Source organism: Rhizobium sp. RSm-3 (assembly GCF_001854685.1).
Lineage (GTDB): Bacteria > Pseudomonadota > Alphaproteobacteria > Rhizobiales > Rhizobiaceae > Rhizobium > Rhizobium ecuadorense.
In genome coordinates this window covers 203093-225259 of the sequence record NZ_MAWZ01000002.1, presented here as the reverse complement: position 1 = coordinate 225259, position 22167 = coordinate 203093, and the positions used below count along the sequence as shown (strand labels likewise).

Here is a 22167-nt window from a genome sequence, read left to right as displayed (position 1 = left end):
TTTTGTAGGCCGTGGCACCGCGGAGCAGCACAGTTGCGCCGCGATCTTCATTGCAGGCATGAAGACAGGATCAGAGCATGTGCGAAAGAAGCAGTGCGAGGCTGGCGGCGGTAGCGCCGGCTGCGAGCATCAGATAACGCAGGGCGACCATGCGGGCGTCGGGCTTTGCCTCGGCAATGGCGATGGCGCGGGCGCGTCGTGTGTTTCTGGTCATGCTCGAAACCTCACTTCTGTCTGATACAACAATCCAACAAAACGGCTTGCTGGTAAAGCTTATTTAGGAAGAGCTTCGCAGACCGCCAATTGAGACAGGATGGCGCACCTCTCTTAAGAAGTCTTGAATCGGTATTACTAATATATAGCGCAGCAGTCCCGGGCGACATGCAGAAAGCACAAACCTCAGGCACATTCGCCGGCGGCAAATCCGGAGGCCCAGGCCCATTGGAAATTATAGCCGCCGAGCCAACCGGTGACGTCGACGCATTCGCCGATGAAATAAAGCCCGGGCACGGCCTTGGCCTCCATGCTGCGGGAATCGAGCGCTGCGGTATCGATGCCGCCGAGCGTCACTTCGGCGGTGCGGTAACCTTCCGAGCCGGACGGTTTGATCGCAAAGTTCTGCGCCGCCGCGGCGAGCCGCAGCAGCGCCTTGTCAGGCAGGTCGGCCATGTTGCCGGAGATCTTTTCCCGCTCGACGAGAAACTGGGCAAGCCGCTTCGGCAGGAGGTCACTGAGTGCGGTCTGCGGCGACTGGCGGCCATTCACCTGCTTTGCCATCTTCAGATGGGCTGCAATGTCGATATCCGGCTCAATCGCCAGGACGATCTCGTCGCCTTCGCGCCAATAGGAGGAGATCTGCAGGATGACGGGTCCGCTGAGGCCGCGATGGGTGAACAGCAGCGCTTCGCGGAAGGCGGTCCTGCCATGGCGGATTTCGGCCGGGGCGGAAATGCCGGCGAGCGGAGCGATGGCTTCGAGCAGGCCGGGATCGAGGGTCAGCGGCACGAGGCCGGGTCGGGTTTCGAGGACGGGAAGACCGAACTGCTCGGCGAGGCGATAGGCAAAGCCGGTGGCCCCCATCTTCGGGATCGACTTGCCGCCGGTGGCGACGATCAGCGACGAGGCTTCAAAAGTCTCCTCACCGGTCGAGACGCGAAAACCCGCCTCCACCTTTTCGACGGCTGATATCCCGGTGCCGAGATGCAGCTGCGCGCCGGCGCTGCGCATCTCGTCGAGCAGCATGCGGATGACGTCCTTGGCGCTATCGTCGCAGAAAAGCTGGCCCAGCGTCTTTTCATGCCAGGCAATGCCGTGACGATCGACCATGGCGATGAAATCGGCGGGCGTGAAACGGGCAAGCGCCGACTTGCAGAAATGCGGATTGGCCGAGAGGAAATTCTTCGGCCCGGCATGGATATTGGTGAAATTGCAGCGGCCGCCGCCGGAGATGCGGATCTTCTCGCCGGGCGCCCTTGCATGGTCGAGGACCACGACCGAGCGGCCGCGTTTTCCCGCCCGGATGGCCGCCATCATGCCCGCCGCCCCGGCGCCGATGACGATGACGTCGCTTTTGCGCTGCAAACCCGTTTCCCCAATCAAGACAGCGTCTTCTTTTTCCATCAAACGGCGAAAGTCAACGTTCTCAACCTCTCGCCAATTGGCAAAGTCTGGTTATGATGGCGCCACGATCAACCAGACCGGTGTGTCATGTCCCCAAAAAAGACGACGCTGAAGCCTGCCAGAAACGTACCCGCCTCGAAGAAAACTCCCCCGGACCCCGGGTCTCTGCGCGGCGTTGCGAACTGGAAGGAAGCGGCGCGGTGGCTGAGGGACAGGGGCATCGAAGACATCGAATGCATTACGCCGGACCTTGCCGGCGTTCCGCGCGGCAAAATGATGCCGAGCTCGAAATTCACCTCGAACACCTCGCTGGCGCTGCCTTCGGCGATCTACCGGCACACGATTTCGGGCGAGTACCCGGAGGAGACGGAGAGCTTCCGCTACGAGCCGCGCGACAGCGACCTGAAGCTGATGCCGGATCTTTCGACGCTTTCGGTCGTGCCCTGGGAGACCGATCCGACGGCGCAGGTGATCTGCGACATCGTCGATTCCGACGGCGGCGAAGTGCCCTATACGCCGCGCAACGTGCTGAAGCGGATCATGAGCCTCTATCACGATCGCGGCTGGAAGCCGATCGTGGCGCCGGAGATCGAATTCTATCTGGTCGCCAAGAATGACGATCCCGACTATCCGCTGCACCCGCCCAAGGGCCGGTCCGGCCGCTCGATCCTCGGCGGCCAGGGCTATTCGATCGCCGGGATCAACGAGTTCGACGAGTTGATCGACGACATCTACCATTTCTCCGAGAAGCAGGGCCTCGAGATCGATACGCTGATCCATGAAGAGGGGCCGGCGCAGCTGGAGATCAACCTGCGCCACGGCAATCCGATCGAGCTTGCCGACCAGGTGTTCCTGTTCAAGCGCACGATCCGCGAGGCAGCGCTGAAACACGATATTTATGCGACTTTCATGGCCAAGCCGATGCAGGCCCAGCCGGGGTCGGCGATGCATATCCATCAGTCGGTGGTCAATATCGAGACGGGCAAGAACGTCTTCTCCAATGCGGACGGATCGGCCTCGAAGGAATTCTTCCATTTCATCGGCGGCATGCAGAAATTCGTGCCGAGCGCCATGGCGATGCTGGCGCCCTATGTGAATTCCTACCGGCGCCTGCAGCCCGACATGTCCTGCCCGGTCAACAATGCCTGGGGTTACGACAACCGCACGACCGCCTTCCGTGTTCCGGTTTCCGATCCGCAGGCGCGGCGCGTCGAAAACCGGCTGCCGAGCTCGGATGCCAATCCCTATCTGGCGCTTGCCGCCTCGCTCGCCGCCGGCCTGCTCGGCATCATGAAAGAGATCGAGCCGACGGCGCCGACCGAGGATTCGGCCAATGAAGGCTCGATCGACCTGCCGCGCGGCCTCCTGGAAGCCGTGGCGCTGCTCGAGGACGAGCCGGCCTTCGAGGAGATGTTCGGCTCGCAGTTCATCGGCCTTTATGCCGGCGTCAAGCGCGGCGAGTTCGAGACATTCATGCAGGTGATCAGCCCCTGGGAGCGGGAATTCCTTCTGCTCAACGTGTGAGGGAGCGTCATGGCATCGCAGGAGACATGGCAGAGCCCGATCTCGCCGGGCCTATCCTGGTATCAGGCAACCGTCGGGGAGCGGCCCACCTATGCCGCCCTCGACGGCTCGAAGACATCGGACGTCGCCATCATCGGCGGCGGCTATACAGGCTTGCAGGCCGCCTATAATCTGGCCAAGGCAGGCGTCTCGGTGGTGCTGATCGAGGCCTGCCGCTTCGGCGACGGGGCGTCCGGGCGCAATGGCGGCCAGCTCGGCACCGGCCAGCGATGGTGGCCGGAAGAGCTCGAGGAGAAGATCGGCTATCAGCGCTCGAAGGCGCTGTTCGATCTTGCCGAAGCGGCCAAGCGCCATCTCATCGATTTCGCCCGCGAGCACCAGATCGAGATCGATTACGTGCCCGGGCAGCTCAACGTCGCGCACAAGGCGAGCTACAAGCGCGCCTATTACGAAAATGCCGAAATTGCCGCGCTGCGCTACGACTATCCGCACATCCGCTTCATGGACGAGAAAGAAACGCAAGAGCGGCTCGGCTCGAAGCGTTTTTATTTCGGCGTGCGCGATGTCGGCACCGGCCATATCCATCCGCTGAAGCTGTTGATCGGCCTGGCGCGGGTCGCGGCCAATGCCGGTGCTGCGATCTTCGAGATGACCAAGGCAACGGCGATCCGTCAGGGCGGCGGCAAGGTGACGATCGAAACGGACAGGGGAACGATCACGGCCGACCGCGCGCTGATTGCCTGCGACGGCCATATTGACGGCCTCGAACCGGTGACGGCAAGGCATGTCATGCCGATCCGCTCCTTCATCGGCGCCACCGCTCCGCTCGACCGCCATCCCGAGGTGCTGCCGGGCGACGAGGCTGTGGCCGATTCGCGCTTCGTCGTGCGCTACTTCCGCAAATTCGGCGACGGCCGGCTGCTGTTCGGCGGGCGCGAAGCCTATACGTCGGACAATCCGAAGGACATTTCCGAGCACATCCGCCGGCAGATCGCCGAGATCTATCCCGCCCTCAAGGATATCGAGATCACCCATGCCTGGGGCGGCAGCGTCGGCATCACCATGCCGCGCCAGCCCTTCGTGCGCGAAGTCATGCCCGGCGTCATCTCGATCGGCGGTTATTCCGGCCATGGCGTCATGCTGTCAAACTACTGTGGCAAGCTCTACGCGGAAACGGTGCTTGGAAAATCCGGCGATCTCGACCTGTTCAAATCGCTCGATATTCCGGCCTTTCCCGGCGGAGCCAGCATGCGGGCGCCGCTGCTTTTTCTCGCTTTGTCGTGGTTTGCGCTTCGCGACAAGTTTTAGTCCGATTGCGGATTTCCTCTTCCGGAAATTCGCACTAAAACCGGTGCCTGACAGATTCATTGCACTGCACACTGGCTTTTTTAAATCGATTAGATTAAAAGGGCCGCCAACCAGCCTGATTGAGAGACAAGCTCATGAGCAGCCAGATAATTCCCGTTGAGCCTTTTGATTACGTCGTCTTCGGCGGCAGCGGCGACCTTGCCGAACGCAAGCTTCTGCCCGCGCTCTACCATCGCCAGATCGAGGGCCAGTTCTCCGAACCGACCCGGGTGATCGGCGCTTCGCGCAGCCCGCTTTCCCATGAGGAATACCGCAAATTCGCCAAGGACGCGTTGAAGGAGCACCTGAAGAAGGGCGAATATGACGAAGCCGAAGTCGAGAAGTTCTGCGCCCGTCTCTATTACGTCTCGGTCGACGCCCGCACGGACACCGGCTGGGATCAGCTGAAGAAACTGCTCGACGAAGGCAAGGAACGCGTGCGCGCCTTCTACCTCGCCGTCGCGCCCGGCATCTTCGGCGACATTTCGCAGAAGATCCACGACCACAAGCTGATCACCAAGTCGACCCGCATCGTCGTCGAGAAGCCGATCGGCCGCGATCTCGCCTCGGCGCTGCAGCTCAACGACACGATCGGCCGCGCCTTCAAGGAAGAGCAGATCTTCCGCATCGACCACTATCTCGGCAAGGAGACGGTGCAGAACCTGATGGCGCTGCGCTTCGCCAATGCGCTCTACGAGCCGCTGTGGAACGCCAACTACATCGATCACGTGCAGATCACCGTGGCTGAAGCGGTCGGCCTCGAGGGCCGCGCCGGCTATTACGATACGGCCGGCGCGCTGCGCGACATGGTGCAGAACCACATCCTGCAACTGCTCTGCCTGACGGCGATGGAAGTGCCCTCGTCGATGGATTCGGAAGCCGTTCGCGACGAGAAGCTGAAGGTGCTGCGGGCGCTGAAGCCGCTCAACGCCGCCAATGTCGAGCAGGCGACGGTCCGCGGCCAGTATCGCGCCGGCGCCTCGGGCAGCGGCCCGGTCAAGGGTTATCTCGAAGAGCTCGAAGGCGGCGTCTCCAACACCGAGACCTTCGTCGCCATCAAGGCGGAGATCAACAACTGGCGCTGGGCCGGCGTTCCCTTCTATATCAGAACCGGCAAGCGCCTGACCGGACGCATGTCCGAGATCGTCATCACCTTCAAGCCGATCCCGCATGCAATCTTCGACCAGGCGGCCGGGCGCATTGTCGCCAATCAGCTGATCATCCGGCTGCAGCCGGATGAGGGCGTCAAGCAGTCGCTGATGATCAAGGATCCGGGCCCCGGCGGCATGCGCCTGCGCAACGTCTCGCTCGACATGAGCTTCGCCCAGGCCTTCAACGTCCGCAATCCCGACGCCTACGAGCGCCTGCTGATGGACGTGATCCGCTCGAACCAGACATTGTTCATGCGCCGCGACGAAGTCGAAGCCGCATGGAAATGGGTGGACCCGATCCTCAAGGGTTGGGAGACCACCGGCCAGCAGGTGCAGGGCTATACGGCCGGCACCTGGGGCCCGAGCCAGGCCATCGCGCTGATCGAGCGTGACGGCCGCACCTGGCATGACGATATCTAGGACGGAACCGATGGCATCGACCCTGCATTCCTTCGCCAGCCCCGCAGATCTCGCCGGCAGCCTCGCCGACAAAGTCGCCGACAGGCTTTCGGCGGCGATCTCAGCCCGCGGAACGGCGTCCATCGCCGTTTCCGGCGGCTCGACGCCGAAGGCCTTCTTCCAGGCGCTGTCGACGCGCGGCGTCACCTGGGACAAGGTGACGATCACGCTTGTCGACGAACGCTTCGTGCCGGCCGACAATCCGCGCTCGAACCATATGCTGGTCGATGCCAATCTCCTGCAGAACAAGGCGAAGGCGGCGCGTTTCGTGCCGCTTTACCAGCCCGCCGCCTCCGTCGAGGAGGCCGCGCAGCTCGCGACTGAAAAGAGTGCCGAAATCGGCATTCCCTTCGACGTCGTCATCCTCGGCATGGGCGGCGATGGCCACACCGCGTCGTTCTTTCCCGGCGGCAGCAATCTTGCCACGGCGCTCGATGCATCGACGCCGCGCGGCATCATTACCATGGAAGCGGAAGGGGCCGGCGAGCCGCGCCTGACCTTCACCTTCTCCAGTCTTCAGGATGCCGCACTCCTGGTTCTTCATATCGAGGGCGAAGGCAAAAAAGACGTTCTCGCCAAGGCGAAAGGCAGCGGTGACGAGGCAGACATGCCGATCCGCGCCGTTCTGCGCCGGGCCACTTCCCCGGTCGAGATCTACTGGGCTCCCTGATCGGCCGTCAATCCGGATCGACTATCAGGCCTGAGCCGCCGAAACAGACAAGACAACGAACAAGGCAGGGATTTTCCATGTCCGCTCACGCACGCATATCTGCGATCACCGGTCGCATTGTCGAACGCTCGAAGCCAACCCGCGAGCGGTATCTGGAGCGCCTGCGCGCCGCCGCTTCCAACGGCGTCCAGCGCTCGGTGCTCGGCTGCGCCAACCTTGCCCACGGCTTCGCGGTCTGTTCCCCCGCCGATAAGGATGCGCTCGCCGGCGACCGCATTCCCAATCTCGGCATCATCACCGCCTATAACGACATGCTCTCGGCCCACCAGCCGTTCGAGACCTATCCTGGTATCATCCGCGAGGCCGCGGCCGAGGCCGGCGGCGTGGCGCAGGTGGCGGGCGGCGTGCCGGCGATGTGCGACGGCGTCACCCAGGGCCAGCCGGGCATGGAGCTTTCGCTGTTCTCGCGCGACCTGATCGCCATGTCGGCGGGCGTCGGCCTGTCGCACAACATGTTCGATGCCGCCCTCTTCCTCGGCGTCTGCGACAAGATCGTGCCGGGCCTCGTCATTGCGGCCCTGTCCTTCGGACACCTGCCGTCGATCTTCGTTCCCGCCGGTCCGATGACGACGGGCCTGCCGAACGACGAGAAATCGCGCGTGCGCCAGCTCTTCGCCGAGGGCAAGGTCGGTCGCGCCGAACTGCTGGAGGCGGAATCGAAATCCTATCACGGCCCCGGCACCTGCACCTTCTACGGCACCGCCAATTCCAACCAGATGCTGATGGAGATCATGGGCTTCCATATGCCCGGCTCCTCCTTCATCAATCCCGGCACGCCGCTGCGCGAAGCGCTGACTCGCGAAGCCGCCAAGCGGGCGCTGGCGATCACCGCGCTCGGCAATGAATTCACGCCGGCCGGCGAGATGATCGACGAGCGCTCGGTCGTCAACGGCGTCGTCGGCCTGCATGCGACCGGCGGTTCGACCAATCACACCCTGCACCTCGTCGCCATGGCGCGCGCGGCCGGCATCCAGCTGACCTGGCAGGACATTGCCGAGCTTTCGGAAGTGGTGCCGCTGCTTGCCCGCGTCTATCCGAACGGTCTTGCCGACGTGAACCACTTCCAGGCGGCCGGCGGCATGGGCTTCCTCATCAAGGAACTGCTGAAGCACGGCCTGGTGCATGACGACGTGCGCACCGTCTTCGGCCATGGCCTCGAAGCCTATACGGTCGATGCCCGGCTCGGCGAAAACGGCGGCGTGTTGCGCCAGCCGTCGCCGGAGAAGAGCCATGATCCGAAGGTTCTCTCCAGCATCGAAACGCCGTTCCAGGCGAATGGCGGGTTGAAGATGCTGCGCGGCAATCTCGGCAAGGCGGTGATCAAAATCTCGGCCGTCAAGCCGGAGCGTCACGTCATCGAGGCGCCGGCGATCATTTTCCACAGCCAGCAGGAGCTGCAGGACGCCTTCAAGGAAGGCAAGCTCAACCGCGATTTCATCGCCGTCGTGCGCTTCCAGGGGCCGAAGGCGAACGGCATGCCGGAGCTGCACAAGCTGACGCCGCCGCTCGGCGTGCTGCAGGACCGCGGCTTCCGCGTGGCGCTGTTGACCGATGGGCGCATGTCGGGGGCCTCAGGCAAGGTGCCGGCGGCAATCCACGTGACGCCTGAGGCGGTCGACGGCGGACCGATCGCCCGCATCCGCGACGGCGACATCATTCGCCTGGACGCGATCAAGGGCACGCTCGAACTGCTCGTCGATGCGGCCGATCTGGCCGAGCGCGAGCCGGTGACCGTCGATCTCTCCGACAATGAATTCGGCATGGGCCGCGAACTCTTCGCACCGTTCCGCCGCGCCGTCGGCGCTTCGGATCAGGGTGCGAGCGTGCTCTTCCACCACTGAGCGTGGTCGCCGGAGACAAACAAAAACCCGCGGGCGCGTGAAGCACCCGCGGGTTTTCTGTATCAGTCTTGCGCTCGCTCAGGCGCGGATGTCGAGCACGTAGTCACGATGCGCCGGATGGGTGCTGTAGACGAAGATCTTGTTCAGCTCCTTCTGCGTCAGCAAGCGCAGGAACCGGACTTCGATCGTATTGTTGGCGTTGACCTTCATCAGTATGCAGCCGACCTTGGTGATGCGGGCATCCGGAATATCCAGATAGAACTGCTTCGGCAGGTTGAACTGGGTGAGGATCGCGAGCGTCGCGCTGCTCATCGAGATCCGGACGATATCGCAGCGGCGCGAAGCCGCGTGCATGACGCCCTTTTCCGTATATTCGATGCGCGCGGCGTTCATCGTGTCCTCCATTTTGAACCGCTGCTCGCGGTCATACATGAAGGATTCTTCCTTGCTCAGGAAATGAGATTTTGGCTGTGACGGATTGGAAGCGGCCACTTGCTTATCCCCCTCATAAATTGACTGGGAAAAGGTAGCAGCCGATCTTTAACAGAAAGTGAGAATTCGGCCCGTCACGCACAATTTCTGGTATTATCACCCCAAAAATGGCTGCCTCATTTCCGGTAGCTATGGCCGGTTGCGTCAAACAGATGCAGCTTCTGCCTGTCGGCGGCAAATCGCATCTTCTGGCCCTTCTTCACATCATAGATACCGGGCAGCTTGACGACGATCGGCTCGCCCGGAACCAAGCCTTCGATATAGAGCAGCGTAACTTCGCCAAGCGCTTCGACGATCGATACCTCGCCCTCGAAAAGATAGTCGGCGCCATCGGCAATCCTCAGATCCTCCGGACGAACGCCGAAGCTTGCCGGCTTGCCGGCTTCGGAAGCACCGGTCGCCACATCGAGGGTCACCGACATGCCGCCGGTCAGCGTGACTGTCGTCTGGTTTCCGGTCGCCGAGACCGTCGCCGGGATGATGTTCATGGCCGGCGAGCCGATGAATTTGGCGACGAAGAGGTTGGCGGGACGCTCATAGAGATCCAGCGGCGCGCCGACCTGCTCGATATTGCCGGCAGAGAGAACGACGATGCGGTCGGCGAGCGTCATCGCCTCGACCTGGTCGTGGGTCACGTAGATCATCGTCGTATCGGCCATCTGTTCGTTCAGGCGGGCGATCTCGATGCGGGTGGCGACACGCAGCGCGGCGTCGAGGTTGGAGAGCGGCTCGTCGAACAGGAAGACCTTCGGATCGCGGCAGATGGCGCGGCCGATCGCCACGCGCTGGCGCTGGCCGCCGGAAAGCGCCTTCGGCAGGCGATCGAGATATTTGGTCAGCTGCAGGCTCTCGGCCGCCGCCTTGACGCGGCGGTCGATTTCCTGCTTGCTTTCGCCGGCGATCTTCATGCCGAAAGCCATATTGTCGAAGACGGTCATGTGCGGGTAGAGCGCATAGGACTGGAAGACCATGGCGATGCCGCGCTTGGAAGGCGGCACGTCATTGACGAGATGGCCGTCAATATACATCTCGCCGCCGGTGATCGCCTCGAGACCGGCGATCATGCGCAGAAGCGTGGACTTGCCGCAGCCGGACGGACCGACGAAGACGATGAATTCGCCCTGCTTGATATCGAGGTCGATCCCGTGGAGAACGTCCACGGAACCGTAGGATTTGCGGATATCCTTCAGCGTCAGTCCAGTCATGTCTCTCTCCCCTGCTGATCCTTAAGCGAGACGGGCGAAATACGCCCCCCAGGCCGGAATATCGATCTTGTCGCCATAGTTGTTGCTGATAAAGCCATGCCCCGTCAACGCCTGCCATTCTCCCGCAGGCAAAGTGACGCCGGTTTCGGCCGGGCTCATGTTGAAGATGCAGAGCAGCTTCTCATTGCCGTATTCACGGGTGAAGATCAGGGCATCGCCCTGAGGCTCCTCGAATTCGATCTCGCCCTTGGCAAAGGCCGGGTGCAATTTGCGGAAGGCGATGAAGCGGCGATAGTGCTCCAGCACCGAGGTCTCGTCGCCCTGCTGGACGCTGACGGCGCGCAGGATATGCTCGACCGGCACCGGCAGCCAGGGTTTCACCGTGGAAAAGCCGCCCTGGGCGACCTGGCTGTCCCAGACCATTGGCGTGCGGCAGCCGTCGCGGCCCTTGAATTCCGGCCAGAACTGGATGCCGTAGGGATCCTGCAGATCCTGATAGGCGAGATCGGCCTCGGTCAGCGCCAACTCCTCACCCTGATAGAGGCAGACGGAACCGCGCAGCGTCAGCAGCAGCGAAGCGTAGAGCTTGGCGAAGGCGTCGTGATCGGCGACCAGGCCGCCCCAGCGGCTGACATGGCGCATGACGTCGTGATTGGAGAAGGCCCAGCAGGCCCAGCCGTCGGGTGCGGCGGCTTCGAAATCCTGCATCACCTCTTCGACGCGCTCGGCCGTCAGCGGATCGGGCGCCAGGAACTCGAAGGCATAGCACATGTGCATCTTGTCGTTGCCGGAGGTATATTCGCCGACAATTTCAAGGCCGCGCTGGCTGTCGCCAACTTCGCCGACCGCGGCGATTGCCGGGAATTCCTCGAGAACGGCGCGGAAGCGCTTCAGGAAGGCGAGGTTCTCCGGCCGGTTCTTGTCGTAGATATGCTCCTGGAAATTATAGGGATTGACCGCCGGCGCCGTCGAGGCGTTGCGGCGCTCGGGGGCAAGTGCCGGATTGTCGCGCAGCAGCGGGTCGTGGAAATAGAAGTTGATGGTGTCGAGGCGGAAGCCGTCGACGCCGCGATTGAGCCAGAAGCGCACGACATCGAGCAGACGGTCCTGCACCTCAGGATTATGCAGGTTCATATCCGGCTGCGAGGTCAGGAAGTTGTGCAGGTAATATTGCATGCGCGTCGGATCCCACGCCCATGCCGAGCCGCCGAAGATCGACAGCCAGTTGTTCGGCGGCGTCCCGTCCGGCTTGGCGTCGGCCCAGACATACCAGTCGGCCTTGGCGTTGGTCTTGCTGGAGCGGCTCTGCACGAACCAGGGATGCTGATCCGAGCTGTGCGAGATGACGAGGTCGATCATCACCCGGATGCCGAGGCGATGGGCCTCTGATATCATCGTGTCGAAATCGACCAGCGTGCCGAAGATCGAATCGACATTCTCGTAGTCGGAGACGTCGTAACCGAAATCGCGCATCGGCGAGGTGAAGAAGGGCGAGATCCAGATCGCATCGACGCCGAGGCTTGCCACATGCGGCAGGCGGGCGGTGATGCCCCTGAGGTCGCCGATGCCGTCGCCGTTGGAATCCTGGTAGGAGCGCGGGTAGATCTGATAGATCACCGCGCCGCGCCACCAGTCCTTATCGGCAGTCAAGATCGATTGGGGAGCCACGTTCATGGGATATCCTGTCTGAAGTCGTGTTTGGAAATGGTCAGCCTCCCTTGACCGAACCCGCCAGCAGACCCCGCACCAGATAACGCTGCAGCCCGAAGAAGACGAGCAGCGGCACGATGATGGTGACGAAGGCCGAGGCCGTCAAAATCTCCCAGTTGCCGCCGCGCGAGCCGAGCAGCGCGTTCAGGCTGCCTGTGAGAACGAGGTGGTCCTTGTCGGTGCCGAGGAAGACCATGGCGACGAGCAGGTCGTTCCACACCCACAAGAACTGGAAGATAGCGAAGGAGGCGAGTGCCGGGAAGGACAAAGGCAATACGATGCGGGTGAAGATCTCGAAGTCGCTGGCGCCGTCGACGCGGGCGGATTCGATGATCTCCTTCGGCAGGCCGGCGATATAGGCCCGCAGGAGATAGATGGCGAGCGGCATGCCGAAGGCGGTGTGGGCAAACCAGATGCCGGGATAGGTCTTGGACGGCTGGCCGAGCATGGAGCCGATCTCGTTATAGAGGCGCAGCAGCGGGATCAGCGACATCTGCAGCGGCACGACGATGAGGCCGACGACCAGCGCAATCAACAGCGCACGGCCGGGAAACTCCATCCAGCTCAGCGCGTAGGCGGCGAAAGCAGCAATTAGGATCGGGATGATCGTCGCCGGGATCGTCACGGTCAGCGAGTTGATGAAGGACTGGCCGATGCCCTCGCCTCTCAGAACCGTGTTGTAGTTCTGCAGCGTAAATTCCGGCGGCGCGGAGACCGAGACATAAATACGCCGCGGTCTCTCGTCGGGCGAGAAGGCGGCGTTCTTCATGTAGCGGTAGCTGCCGTCGCTATTGATCAGCAAGGTTTCGCCGTCGCCGAGATCGGCGGTCTGACCGGCTTCGAAGGCGGCCGGCTGCTGCACGCGGTTGCCGAAGGCTTTCACCGAGCGGCCGGTCTGGCCCTCAAGCACATTGCCTGCAATGACATAGGCAGCACCTTCCTGCTGCTGCTGATCGGCTGTGCCGAGGCGGACGGCGACGGTTTGCGTCGAGCCGACGAAGGACGTCCACCAGCCGGAGACGACGATCTGGTCCTTGTCGCGCAGCGCGCTGACGAAGATGCCGAGCGTCGGGATCAGCCAGACGATGACGATCAAGAGAACGGCGGCGTGAACGAAAAGACGGGCGGGGCCGATCTTGAAGTAGCTTGCGGCAGCGGTCATCTCAGTGGCCCTTCAGTTCGCGATTGGCGCGGCGCACGTTCCAGACCATGATCGGCGTGACAGCGAGCATGATGATGATGGCGATAACAGCACTTCGGCCGGAATCACCGCCGCCGCGGAACATCCAGTCGAACATTAGATTGGCCAGCACCATCGTCTGCCACTGGCCGTTGGTCATGGTCAGCACGATATCGAAGACCTTGAGGACGAGAATGGTGATCGTCGTCCAGACGACCGCGATGGAACCCCAGACCTGCGGCACCATGATCCGCCAGAAGATCTGCCAGCCATTGGCGCCGTCGATGACGGCGGCCTCGATCGTCTCCTCGGGAATGCCGCGAAGGGCGGCCGACAGGATGACCATGGCAAAACCGGTCTGGATCCAGATCAGGATGACCATCAGGAAGAGATTGTTCCAGAAGGGAACGGAGATCCACACCTCAGGCGTGCCGCCGAAGGTCTGGACGATGGCGTTCAAGAGGCCGATCTGGACGTCGTTGCCGCCGCGATATTCATAGATGAACTTCCAGATAACCGAGGCGCCGACGAAGGAGATCGCCATCGGCATGAAGACGATGCTTTTGGCGATATTGCCCCACCAGATGCGATCGGTCATCACGGCGATGACCAGGCCGAAGAAGGTGCAGGCGGCCGGCACGACGGCGAGCCAGAGGATGTTGTTGAAGATCGACTGGCGGAATTCGCGGTCGCCGAGCGCCCATCTGTAGTTGGCGACGCCGACGAACTGCTGGCCGGCGCGGTCGTAGAAGGAGAGGATGAAGGTCGCAACGACCGGGTAGACGAGATAGACGATGAGCAGGAAGAGCGCCGGGCCGACGAACAACCACGGCCGGATGAGCGCACGGCGGTTGAGATTGCGCGATGCGGCTCGGATGTCGCCATCCTTCACCGGCAGAGCGAGATCCAGGATCTTGTTCGAAAAATAAAAATAGGCCGAGCATGCGAAAACGGCGACGACCACGACGCCCAAAGCGGACACTATCTGCGACAGCATTTCGTCCCTCCCCTGCTTCCCCTGATCTTATTGCGACCGGTTGCTATTCTGACGGGTCAGCGCCGGTCATCGTCAATCTGTGTGCATTACCCAATCACAATATATCCCGCGATGGCCGGGCTCTTTGCGAACCCGGCCAGTCATGCAGGCCATGCCGCCGGCAAGCCGGCGGCATAATTTTCAGGATTACTTGATGCCGTCCCAGGCGCTCTGGATTTCGCCAGCAGCATCTTGAGCCGACTTGCCGCCGACGAAATCGACCATACCAGTCCAGAAGGCGCCGGCGCCGATCTTGCCCGGCATCAGGTCGGAACCGTCGAAGCGGAAGGTGGTGGCGGAGGTCAGGATCTCGCCTTCCTTCTTCATCTGCGGGTTGGCATAGGCCTCGGTGCTGACACCCTTGTACGGGGTCAGGAAGCTCGACTGCGCCATCCAGACCTCATGCGCGATCGGGGTCTTCAGGAAGTCGATGAAGGCGCGAGCCGTCTTCGAATCCTTGGCGATCGAGACAAGCGTGCCGGCGCCGAGAACCGGCTTGCCGAGTTCGGGATGCGAAGCATAGGTCGGCATGTAGAAGAAGTCTGCATCCTGGCCGAGCTTCGTGCCCTCGGGGAAGAAGGACGGAATGAACGAGGCCTGATGGTGCATGTAGCACTTCGGCGGAACGGAGAAGAGACCCTTCGGGCTGTCGCGGAAGTCGGTCGAGGCCACGGCCGCGACGCCGCCATTGACGTATTTCTCGTTCTTGGCGAACTTGCCGAATTCGTCGATCGCCGCAACGACGGCCGGATCGGTGAACTTCAGCTCGTTGGTCGTCCACTTGTCGTAGGCCTCAGGCGGCTGGGTGCGCAGCATGATGTCCTCGACCCAGTCGGTCGCCGGCCAGCCGGTGGCGCCACCGGAACCGAGACCGATGCACCAGGGAACGCCGCCATCCTTGACGATCTGATCGGTCAGGGCATGCAGCTCTTCCATTGATGTCGGGATCTTGTAGCCGGCTTCCTCGAAGTTCTCCGGAACATACCAGACCAGCGACTTGACGTCGGCCTTGTAGGGGAAGGCGTAGAAGGCTTCCTTGCCGTCCTTGCCCTTATAGGTGCCGTAACCGACCCAGCTGTCGCCGGCGCCGTAATTGTCCTTGATCCACTTGGAGTTTTCGTCGCCGAGCGGCGTCAAGAAGCCCTTGCTGGCGAGATCGGCAAGGAGACCCGGCTGCGGCAGAACGGCGATGTTCGGCGGCGAACCTGCCTGCGTGTCGATGACGATCTGCTGTTCGTAGTTTTCCGACGAAGAGTATTTGACATCGATGCCGGTCGCTTCGGTGAAATAGGCAAGAACGCTCTGGAAGAACGCCTCGTCCTCGCCGCGCCACGGCCCGAAGATCGTCAGCGGCTGGCCCTTCAGATCGGCATGAGCGGCCTTGAATTCGTCATAGCTCTTCCAGTTGAACTTGGAATCCTGTCCCGGGGCAAATTTCAGATCGGCCGCGGACGCAGCACCGGCAAAAAGCGCTGCCACGGCAACGCCCATCAAAAATGACTTTTTCATGTGATCAACCTCCCATCACAATCCCAACCCGCGCCGAATTCCCTTTAAATGAAATTTCAAAGCGCTTTGACACCCAACTCATTCCACTTTCGGTGGAACGGAGTCAAGTCATTTCACGAGAACCGGCTGTGGACACGCCCGTCATGGCGGCGCGAGCAGCGGCTATCGGGAAATATGGAGCGATTTTTCTTGAGTCAAGCGCGCCAGATGCTACATAATTGAAAGCGCTTTGGGTGCCACTGGGAGGCGGCAGGCCATTTTAACACGGCCGACGGGCGGGCCGGGAGGAAGCATAGCAGGTGAATCTCAAACAGCTATCGGAATTGCTGGGGCTGTCGCAGACGACGGTGAGCCGAGCGCTCAACGGCTATCCCGAGGTCAATGAGGCGACCCGGGAGCGCGTGCTGCAGGCCGTCAAGGAAACCGGATACCGGCCGAACAAGGCGGCGCAGCGGCTTGCGACCGGCAAGGCCGGCTCGATCGGCCTCGTCATGCCGACGGCGCCCGGTCACCAGTCCGACGTGCATTTCGGTGAATTCCTGGCCGGACTGGGCGAAGAGGCGGTGCGCCACGACTTCCACTTCGTCATCATGCCTGCCGACCCGGACGACGAGGTGGCCGCACTCCGGCGCCTTGCGATCAGCGGCAATGTCGATGCGCTGTTTGTCGCCTATATGAGGGCCCACGATCCGCGGCTCGCCATGCTGAAATCGCTGTCCATGCCCTATGTCGTGCACGGCCGCTCCTTCGGTTCGGAACCCGATTATCCCTATCTCGACATCGACAATGAAGGCGCCTTCTACGATGCGACGCGGCTCCTGCTGCAGCTCGGCCATACGCGCTTTGCGCTGATGAACGGGCCGATGCATCTCGATTTCGCCATCCGCAGAAAGAACGGCGTCGCAGCGGCCCTTGCCGAGCGCGGGCTGGCGCTCGACGAGAACTGCGTCAGCCACGCACTGATGACGGATGAGCAGGGCCTGCTGGCGATGGAACAATTTTTGCAGCTGCCGGAGCGGCCGACGGCCATCCTCTGCTCCAGCACGGTGCTGGCGCTCGGCGCGATCCGCGCGGTCAACCAGGCAGGATTGCGGCTCGGCGAGGATATCTCACTGATCGCCCACGACGACGTGCTGCCGCTCTTGAAGCCGGAAAACTTCTCCGTGCCGCTGACGACGACGCGCTCGTCGCTCAGGGCCGCCGGCGTTCGCATCGCCCAGCGGCTGATCGGCACGGTGAAGCAGGCGGGCCCCTTCCCCGATCAGGAGCTCTGGAAGACCGAACTGATCGTCCGGGCTTCGACCGGCCCTGCCCCGCAGGTATAATCAAAACTGCGGCGGGGTCTGCCCGGCAGCGCGATGAGCGGCGATGACCGTGTTGGCCATCAGCATGGCGATGGTCATCGGGCCGACGCCGCCGGGAACCGGGGTGATGGTGCTGGCGACTTCGGAGACCTCGGAGAAGGCGACGTCGCCGACGAGCCGGGTCTTGCCCTCGCCTCTTTCGGGGGCCGCCACGCGGTTGATGCCGACGTCGATGACCGTCGCACCCGGCTTGACCCAGTCGGCCTTGACCATCTCCGGCCGGCCGACGGCGGCGACCAGAATATCGGCGTTGCGGCAGACCTCGGCGAGGTTCTTGGTTCTCGAATGGGCGATCGTCACCGTCGCATTGGCGTTGAGCAGCAATTGCGCCATCGGCTTGCCGAACAGGTTGGAGCGGCCGATGACGACGGCGTTGAGACCGGAGAGATCCTCGCCATGGGTGCGGCGGACAAAGACCATCGCGCCGGCCGGCGTGCAGGACACCAGCCCGGTCTTCAGGTCGCCGATGGCGAGTTTGCCGGCATTGGCGATGCTCAGGCCGTCGACGTCCTTTTCCGGCAGGATCGCCTGGATGATCGGCTCGCTGTCGAGCGGCTTCGGCAAAGGCAGTTGCACCAGGATGCCGTGGATCGATGGATCGGCGTTGAGAGTGGCGACGAGGGCTGCCAGATCCGCCTGGCTGGTCTCGGCCGGCAACGTGTGCTGAACAGACTTGAAACCGCATTCCTTGGCCATGCGGCCCTTGGAACCGACATAGGCGTGGCTTGCCGGATCGTCGCCGACGATGACGACCGCAAGGCCGGTGGTGACGCCGCTGCTCTTTTCCAGCGCTGCCGTCGCACTCTTGACCGTCTGAATGACCGATGCAGCTACGTTCTTGCCGTCGATTACTGTCGTCACGCGTCTCTCCGCCCTGTTTCGCGCCAATCTATGGATAGTCGGCGAGCGTCAAATGCCCGCTAACGCCCTATCCTGTCGGAAAGCAGCAAGGCAATATCAAAAATGCAAGAAATGATTGGTCAGCGCAGCGGCTGCCGCGCTTCGGGGCCATGAACAAGAAGCCGCTCGCGCAGGCCGGAGATTTCGGAGCGCAGCACCTCCATCTCGTCGACCGCGGTTGGGACCGGTTGCGGTGCCGGCGGCGGCGAAGACAGCGGTGGGGATTCCTTTTCGGGAGCTGCCATGGGTTTACGCAGGCGCAGCAGGAGAGCCGCAGCAAGACCGGCGGCAAGCCCCGCGGCAGCGCCGGTCAGCAAGCGGCCGGCGCTGCCGTCGGGCGCCGATACCGTCGTTGCCCGTGCCGGCTTGATGAGGGCGATATGGCCGTCGGCGACCGTTCCGGTCGAAGCGGACGCCGCATCCTCCAGGCGCGAACGCGCGGCGGTCGCCTTCTCGCTGAGTTCGGTCAGCCGGGCAAGATCGACGCCGGTATCCCGGCTTTGCGCGATCAGCGTGTTGCGGCGGTCGTTCAAGCCCTTGCGCGCATCGACGGCCGCCTTGGCGGCGGCGTTGGCGGCCTGGACAAGATGGGCAAGCTCCTTGCCCATCTTGTCCTTCAGACCATCGGTTTCGGCCTGCTGCTGCAACAGGCGGGGATGGCGCGGGCCGAGTTCGGCCGAAAGCTGCGCAAGTGCAGTTCTGGCAACCGCATATTTGTCGCGCCAGTCCTGCAGCGCCGGCGAGAGCATATCGGAGGGGAGCGAACCGTCGAGCACGCCGGCAAGTTTTGCGGCTTTCAACCGGTCGGCCTGCGCCTTGGCGCTGAGGATAGTCTGATCGGCCTCTTTCAGATCGGCATCGAGCCGGTCGATCTGGCGGCGAAGATCGACCGCCACCTTGACGTTGCCCTCGCCGCTCTTTGCCGTGAAGGCCGTCAGTTCGGCTTTCGCCTCGTCATAGGCCTTGCGCAAGGCGGCGTCGGTTTCGGCGTTGCCGTCAGGTCCGTCTGCCGGGGAAACCGCTTCGGCAAGCCTTGCGGCGATGCGCATGGATTTACCGCTGTCGCCGGTCGTCACCCGCACGAGGATCGTGCCGGCGGCGGCATCGGGCAGTATCTCCACGGCATGCTTCAACGTCGCCTCGGCGCGCGAGGCCGGATCGGCGGCTGCCCCGGTCGCCGAGAGCAGATCGAGCGCAACGCCAAGCGCATTGGCCCGGGGGCCGGCAAATTCGGGATCATGATCGAGTTTCAGGGCGGCGACCGTCGAAGCAACCACCCGCGCCGACATCAGCCCTTTCGCCGCAGCCTGCGTGAAGGCGGCCCGGCTTGCGGCATCGGTCTTCACCGCAAACGTCGCTTCGGCGCGGTAGAGGGTTGGCGAAGCTGGCATCAGCGCCGGCAGGCCGGCGCCGATCGTCGTCGCCGCGGCGACCGTCATCGCAATAGAAATGCCGCCGACGCGCCGCCGGGGCGCTGCCGCGCGGAGCTCGGCCGCTTCCTGCCGGATCGCGGCCAGCGGTTCCGGCGAGATCATCGGCTGGATGGCCGGAGCAGCCGGTTCTTCGCGGCGCGGCTGTTCCTGAAGAAGCGGATGGCCGATGTCGTTGGCGGCCCGCAGACGATTGCCGAGGATGGTTTCGATGCGATCAACCAGCGGCGCCGTGCGCGCCGCGTTGGCGCGCTGCTCTTCCAGCGCGCGGCCGATGGCGCGCAGCAATTCGGCCTCGGGCGGGGCGATATCGGCGCGGTTCGACTGGGGCAATCTCAAGGGCACATCATAACGATCGTCATGGGCGCGCACCGGTGCGGGCGCCGGCGGCCGGGCGGCCGCGCGATCGTGAAAGCTGCTTCTGGCCCTGATATCGTACATTGCGCCACATCTCATGCACATGATGGCCGAATTCGCTCATCCGCACGGATGCAGATGATTAAGCCAGTCTAAATATTCATGGCAAAGAAATGGTTAACCGCAGCGTGTAAGAACTGAGCATAGCTCCTCAAACCGGAACCGATTTGAGGATGTCTATCGCGTCAGCTTGCTTTCTTGCGGTCTGACCGCGGCTGCAGCGCGGTGGCCGGCTCTTCCGGATGGCTGAGGATCCTTTCACGCCGTTGAAAGCGATAGCGCAGCACATGGAAGAGAAAGACCGGGATGCCGATGACGTAGCGGCGCCAGAGGCGAGTCGGCTCCTGCAGCAGCCGATAGGCCCATTCCAGGCGCATCATCCGCACCGTCCTCGGCGCACGCGGGACGGCGCCGGAGACGAAGTCGAAGAGGGCGCCGACCGTCAGCACCAGGCGCGCATGATCGGCACGGATATTGTCGTGGACCCATTTCTCCTGCAGCGGCGTTCCCATGCCGACGATCAGGATGTCGAGCTTCTGGCGCTCGATCTCCTCGGTAACCTCGGTGGAATCGACCTTGTCGAAAAAGCCGTCGGAAATGACGACGAATTCATGCCAGGGCGTATGTTTACGGAAATTTTCCGCTGCCGCCTCGACGACCGCACGCGTGCCGCCGATCAGGCCGATGCGGCGCGGAGCCTCCATGAAGGTCAGGAAGGCTGGCACGAAATCGGTGCCGTTCAGATTGGCGGGAAACGGCGAACCATGGGCGATCTGCGATGCGATGTTGAGGCCGATGCCATCCGGCAGCACCAGATTGTGCGACATGATCCGGTAGTATTCGTCGTCGCGCAGCGCCGTCAGCATGTTGTGGGCGTTGACGAAGCAAACCACGGTCTGGCCGACGGGGATGGAGGCCAGTTCGTTGATGAAAACGAGGGCGTCATCCCAGCCGAGATCGCAGACCGGCAGATCGAAGATCGTCCGCCGCGATGCGAGCACCGCGAAGTTTGCAATCAGATTCATTCCTACCTCCTGCCGAGGGTGCTGCATGCGCCCGACATCCCGGAAAACAAGCCCATCATTGCGCAGCGCAGGTTCCTGGAAGAACCGGCCGCATCGCGCCCGGACGGCGTCGCTCCGATCTCGGAAGGCGGCACTGCCGGGCTGTGACATCTGTATAACAGGACGGTTTCAAACAACCCTTAGGAAAATCCCTTGAATTTCCATGCTCGCATAAGTGGTTTGTTAACCACATGCGCCAAACGAAAAACGGCGCCCCGCGGCGCCGTTTTCGTCGATGCTATTCTGAATATTAGTGGGCGGCCGGCGCCGGCGCTTCGCCGGTCGGTGCGGTCTCGACGATCTTGACGGGTGTGCCCACCTTCTTCGGCTGCCCGGCGGAGCTTTCCTTGACGTCTTCCTTGGAGAGATAGTCGAGCTGCTCCAGCATCACCTCGGCGACATAGTCGCCACCGAGACGCTCGTTCATGCCCTTCTTGATCTCTTCGCGGAAGACCTTCGGATCGAAGGATTTGATATGGGCGATATCGACCATCTTGTTGCCGACGAGCAGGCTGAAAAGCTCGTCCGTGGTCATCTCGGCGAGCGGCAGCGTCACGCCCTTCAGCATTTCCTTGTTCATCATGAAGGAAACGCGGCCGAGAAAGTAGCCGGTGATCGCGCCGTCGCCGATGATGGGTACGGTGATCGTTTCACCCTTCACCAGTTCAAGCGCGCTCTGCTTGGAATCAGTGGCCGCGGGCGCCGGCGCGGTCGCCAGATACACCGAGAAATAGACCGATGCCAAGGTGATGGCGCAAACCCAGACACCGGTAAGGACGAGCTTGACCATCAGTTTCCACGCGTGGCGAATTGTTCCTGGGAATAGGTGCCGTCGGCATCGGCGTCCTGAACGGCGTTCTTCAGCAGATCGGCAACAGCGCGAACCGCTTCGAGATGCGCCTCGACCCGACGTGCATTGAGAACCAACTTCTTCTTCAGGCCATGCAGCTGATCGAGATGGGCAGCGGCAAGCTCGGCCGGATCGGTGTCGCGGAAAAGCATCGACAGCTCGTAGAGGCAGCGGCTCTTATGCGCATTGGAGACCTTGAGATCGAACTGCGGATCGCTGCCGATCCGGGTGTTCTCATTGTCGATGATCATTTCGAGGCGTCCGAGAACGGATTTGATCCTGTATTCGTTCGAAACTATTTCCATTGTACCCTCGGTTATGCGTCGCTTGGAGCATGA

General features: G+C 62.5%; 19 protein-coding genes. 6 read left to right on the top strand and 13 right to left on the bottom strand.

Annotation, left to right across the window (positions count from 1 at the left end; all coding sequences use genetic code 11):
• Positions 1-70: 70 nt before the first annotated feature.
• Positions 71-214, bottom strand: coding sequence for a hypothetical protein (locus BBJ66_RS34855; protein ID WP_179611579.1), 144 nt, complete (start codon positions 212-214; stop codon positions 71-73).
• Between the two features lie 185 nt (positions 215-399).
• The gene (locus tag BBJ66_RS04290) at positions 400-1620 is read right to left on the bottom strand and encodes an NAD(P)/FAD-dependent oxidoreductase (RefSeq protein ID WP_071085225.1); all 1221 of its coding nucleotides are present in this window, start codon (positions 1618-1620) and stop codon (positions 400-402) included.
• Between the two features lie 87 nt (positions 1621-1707).
• Between BBJ66_RS04290 and BBJ66_RS04285 the strand changes: the two genes are divergently transcribed.
• From BBJ66_RS04285 to edd, 5 genes are all read left to right on the top strand, one after another.
• Positions 1708-3144, top strand: coding sequence for a glutamine synthetase family protein (locus BBJ66_RS04285; RefSeq protein WP_049733048.1), 1437 nt, complete (start codon positions 1708-1710; stop codon positions 3142-3144).
• Between the two features lie 9 nt (positions 3145-3153).
• The gene (locus tag BBJ66_RS04280; protein WP_071085223.1) at positions 3154-4452 is read left to right on the top strand and encodes an NAD(P)/FAD-dependent oxidoreductase; all 1299 of its coding nucleotides are present in this window, start codon (positions 3154-3156) and stop codon (positions 4450-4452) included.
• Between the two features lie 134 nt (positions 4453-4586).
• Positions 4587-6062, top strand: coding sequence for a glucose-6-phosphate dehydrogenase (gene zwf, locus BBJ66_RS04275; protein ID WP_049733050.1), 1476 nt, complete (start codon positions 4587-4589; stop codon positions 6060-6062).
• Positions 6063-6072: 10 nt separating this feature from the next.
• Positions 6073-6771: a 6-phosphogluconolactonase gene (gene pgl / locus BBJ66_RS04270; RefSeq protein WP_071085222.1), complete on the top strand. Its 699-nt coding sequence runs from the start codon at positions 6073-6075 to the stop codon at positions 6769-6771.
• A gap of 77 nt (positions 6772-6848) precedes the next feature.
• A complete protein-coding gene (gene edd / locus BBJ66_RS04265; protein WP_071085220.1) occupies positions 6849-8672 on the top strand; it encodes a phosphogluconate dehydratase in 1824 nt (607 codons plus the stop codon).
• Between the two features lie 78 nt (positions 8673-8750).
• On the opposite strand, the gene BBJ66_RS04260 is transcribed toward edd, so the two are convergent.
• The 6 genes from BBJ66_RS04260 to BBJ66_RS04235 form a co-directional block, all read right to left on the bottom strand.
• Complete coding sequence (locus BBJ66_RS04260) at positions 8751-9104, bottom strand: hypothetical protein (RefSeq protein WP_003588490.1); 354 nt, start codon at positions 9102-9104, stop codon at positions 8751-8753.
• A 176-nt stretch (positions 9105-9280) separates the two neighbouring features.
• Complete coding sequence (locus BBJ66_RS04255; protein ID WP_071085218.1) at positions 9281-10369, bottom strand: ABC transporter ATP-binding protein; 1089 nt, start codon at positions 10367-10369, stop codon at positions 9281-9283.
• Between the two features lie 21 nt (positions 10370-10390).
• The gene (gene bglA, locus BBJ66_RS04250; protein ID WP_071085216.1) at positions 10391-12043 is read right to left on the bottom strand and encodes a beta-galactosidase BglA; all 1653 of its coding nucleotides are present in this window, start codon (positions 12041-12043) and stop codon (positions 10391-10393) included.
• Between the two features lie 34 nt (positions 12044-12077).
• The gene (locus BBJ66_RS04245; RefSeq protein ID WP_071085214.1) at positions 12078-13241 is read right to left on the bottom strand and encodes a carbohydrate ABC transporter permease; all 1164 of its coding nucleotides are present in this window, start codon (positions 13239-13241) and stop codon (positions 12078-12080) included.
• Between the two features lies 1 nt (position 13242).
• A complete protein-coding gene (locus BBJ66_RS04240; protein WP_049733056.1) occupies positions 13243-14256 on the bottom strand; it encodes a carbohydrate ABC transporter permease in 1014 nt (337 codons plus the stop codon).
• Positions 14257-14442: 186 nt separating this feature from the next.
• Positions 14443-15804 (bottom strand): ABC transporter substrate-binding protein, encoded by a 1362-nt coding sequence (locus BBJ66_RS04235; RefSeq protein ID WP_049733057.1) that lies wholly within the window; start codon positions 15802-15804, stop codon positions 14443-14445.
• Positions 15805-16103: 299 nt separating this feature from the next.
• Between BBJ66_RS04235 and BBJ66_RS04230 the strand changes: the two genes are divergently transcribed.
• Complete coding sequence (locus BBJ66_RS04230; RefSeq protein ID WP_071085212.1) at positions 16104-17129, top strand: LacI family DNA-binding transcriptional regulator; 1026 nt, start codon at positions 16104-16106, stop codon at positions 17127-17129.
• Here the strand turns inward: BBJ66_RS04230 and folD are convergent, their stop codons facing one another.
• The 5 genes from folD to BBJ66_RS04205 all read right to left on the bottom strand — a co-directional run bounded on the left by folD (position 17130) and on the right by BBJ66_RS04205 (position 22134).
• Positions 17130-18029 (bottom strand): bifunctional methylenetetrahydrofolate dehydrogenase/methenyltetrahydrofolate cyclohydrolase FolD, encoded by a 900-nt coding sequence (gene folD / locus BBJ66_RS04225; protein WP_071085210.1) that lies wholly within the window; start codon positions 18027-18029, stop codon positions 17130-17132. It lies immediately after the preceding gene.
• Between the two features lie 119 nt (positions 18030-18148).
• Positions 18149-19939: a succinoglycan biosynthesis protein exop gene (locus tag BBJ66_RS04220; RefSeq protein ID WP_071085208.1), complete on the bottom strand. Its 1791-nt coding sequence runs from the start codon at positions 19937-19939 to the stop codon at positions 18149-18151.
• A gap of 161 nt (positions 19940-20100) precedes the next feature.
• A complete protein-coding gene (locus BBJ66_RS04215) occupies positions 20101-20940 on the bottom strand; it encodes a WecB/TagA/CpsF family glycosyltransferase (RefSeq protein WP_049733061.1) in 840 nt (279 codons plus the stop codon).
• 289 nt (positions 20941-21229) lie between these two features.
• Positions 21230-21769, bottom strand: a complete 540-nt coding sequence (locus BBJ66_RS04210) for a hypothetical protein (RefSeq protein ID WP_049733062.1) — start codon at positions 21767-21769, stop codon at positions 21230-21232.
• On the bottom strand, positions 21769-22134 hold the full coding sequence (locus tag BBJ66_RS04205; protein WP_049733063.1) for a hypothetical protein: 366 nt from the start codon (positions 22132-22134) through the stop codon (positions 21769-21771). Before BBJ66_RS04205 ends, BBJ66_RS04210 begins: the two co-directional genes overlap by 1 nt.
• Positions 22135-22167: the final 33 nt, after the last annotated feature.